Source organism: Corynebacterium sp., from assembly GCF_012838985.1.
Lineage (GTDB): Bacteria > Actinomycetota > Actinomycetes > Mycobacteriales > Mycobacteriaceae > Corynebacterium.
In genome coordinates this window covers 1-2,068 of sequence record NZ_DUOE01000002.1, presented here as the reverse complement: position 1 = coordinate 2,068, position 2,068 = coordinate 1, and the positions used below count along the sequence as shown (strand labels likewise).

Annotated in this window: 2 protein-coding genes; both read right to left on the bottom strand. The window is 72.0% G+C overall.

All coding sequences use genetic code 11. From position 1 onward, the window contains the following. Positions 1–550: ATP-binding protein (locus tag GXZ33_RS00105; protein WP_291338838.1), on the bottom strand; the 550-nt coding region annotated here is incomplete at its 3' end. Beyond that, positions 547–1,899: an IS21 family transposase gene (istA, locus tag GXZ33_RS00100; RefSeq protein WP_291338837.1), complete on the bottom strand. Its 1,353-nt coding sequence runs from the start codon at positions 1,897–1,899 to the stop codon at positions 547–549. The genes istA and GXZ33_RS00105, both read right to left, overlap by 4 nt. Between the last annotated feature and the right edge of the window lie 169 nt (positions 1,900–2,068).

Below are 2,068 nucleotides of genomic sequence, written 5' to 3'. Positions count from 1 at the left end.
CGAGCAAAGTGGGGCCGGCGAAGAAGCGCATGGTGGTGGCCCAGCGGCCCTCGATCGCGGCGCGGTGGCATCGGGCGGCGAGGTCGGCGGCGGTGGTGAAGTAGGTGCGGTAGCCGGCCTCGGCGGCTGCTCGTCCCAGGCCCACGGCCAGGTGGGTCTTGCCGACGCCGGGTGGTCCGATGAGGAGCACGTTGGTCGCCGACTCCAGGTACCGGCAGGTCGCGAGCTCCTCGATCAGCTTGCGGTCCACGTTCGGGGCGGCGGCGTAGTCGAACTCGGCCAGTGTTGCCGGGGTGGGCAGGGAGGCGAAGCGCAGCCGGCCGGCGAGCTTGCGGGCCTCGGTCGCCTCGACCTCGTGGCCGAGAAGGTGCTCCAGCGTGGCTGTCATCGACCAGCCCTCGGCTTGGGCGGTGGCCAGGACGGTGGGCAGGTGCTCGGCGGCGGCGTGCAGCTTCAGCACGGCCAGGTGGGAGCGCAGCTGCTGGTAGGTGGATGCCAGCGAGGGCGTCGTCGGTGCTGTCAGGTCCTCGGTGGCGATGGTGGTGTTCATCGGGTCAGGGTGTTCCTTCCGTGAGCGGCTCGGTCGTAGGTGGACAGGTCGATCACCACGTCAGCGGTGGTCGCGGGGTCGTGGGGGTGGTGGCGGTCACGCAGGGCCTGCGCCGCGGCGCGGGCCGCGGGGCCGGGTGGGATGCGTTCCTTAGGCCGGTGCGGGGCGGAGGTGTCGTGCCCGGCCAGGACGCGAGTTTCGAGGGCGGTGACGTGGGCGTGCTCGCGGACCATGACGCCGGCGCCGTCGGGGGCGAGCTCGTGGCGGGCGATCACTGTCCCGGCCGCGGTGGCGATGTCGATGCGGCTCGTGCCCAGGCGCCAGGCGACGGTCACCTGCGCGCGGGCCAGCTCGGGGGCCACGGAGTAGAAGTTGCCGCGCCAGGACACCAGCGCCTGCGCCGAGACCACGCGTTCCTCGCTGATCGTGGCCGGGAACGGAGCGGTCGGGACCGGCGCCAGCGGTTCCTTGGCGGCGAGGGTGAGCACGGACGCTTTGCCGCCCGCCCCGGCAGGCCGCAAGCGGGCATCACCGCGAGTCGAGCAGAACTTCTCGAGGGAGGCCTGAGCCTGCTCGACAGTGAGGTCGTCCCCAAGCGTGCGCCACCAGCGTTGGGCGGCGGTGTGGTTGGCCTTCTCCACGACGCCCTTGCGGTTGCCCCGTCGCGGCGGGCAGATGTCGACGTGGACCCCGTAGTGCTTGGCCACGGTGGCGAAGGAGGAGGACACACGCCCGGTGGCCGGGTGGCACACGGTGGCCATCCGGTCGAACCGCCACGAGCGCGTCACCCCGCCGAGCGTTCTCGTCACGCGGTCGAGAGCATCGATGAGGTGAGGCTGGTCCATCGCGGGGCACAGCACGCCGCGCCACCGCCCGGAGTGGGCCAGGGCACCGACGAGCAGGTGGGCGGTGGCGCCCCAGCCCCAGTGCTCGGGTGGGTCGGGCAGCTCGACCCAGTCCCACTGGGTCTCCTCACCGGGCGGGTGCTCGATCACCGCCGCTGGGCGGCCCTTCGTGCCGGCGCACGGCTCGCAGTGCGGCCGCAGCCCGCGGGTGCGGACCTGCCGGGTGAAGGTGCTGTACGCCTTGTCGTACCCGAGCTCCACGACCTCGTCGTAGAGGGTCACCGCCCACAGGTGCGGGTCCTCGGCCAGGCGGGCGCGGACGTAGTCCACGAACGGCTCGAACGGGTCCTCGCCCGAGGGCTTGCGGACGCCGGCAACCCGGTCCCCGCGCAGGTAGGCGCGGATGGTCTTGCGGTCCCGACCCAGGTGCCGGGCGATCGCTGAGATCGTCCAGCCCTGGCGGGCCAACGCGTGCGCGTCGATGTCTTCCTCCCGTGACAGCATGGGACGAGGGGCTCCTTCGAGTAGGCGTGTGGTCAGAGACCGCCATCATCGAAGGAGCCCCGCCCGTCCCCGGATGGGGCCACAGGGTGGGGAATTTCAGTGAGCAGAACTGGGGAGATTCACCTGAGCGTCATCAGCTCCAAGGAGTGGACAACGAGACCCGCTGGGT

What these genes read in the sequence shown, in the direction of transcription:
- istA (WP_291338837.1), bottom strand. Translation starts at nt 1,899, where the DNA reads ATGCTGTCACGGGAGGAAGACATCGACGCGCACGCGTTGGCCCGCCAG.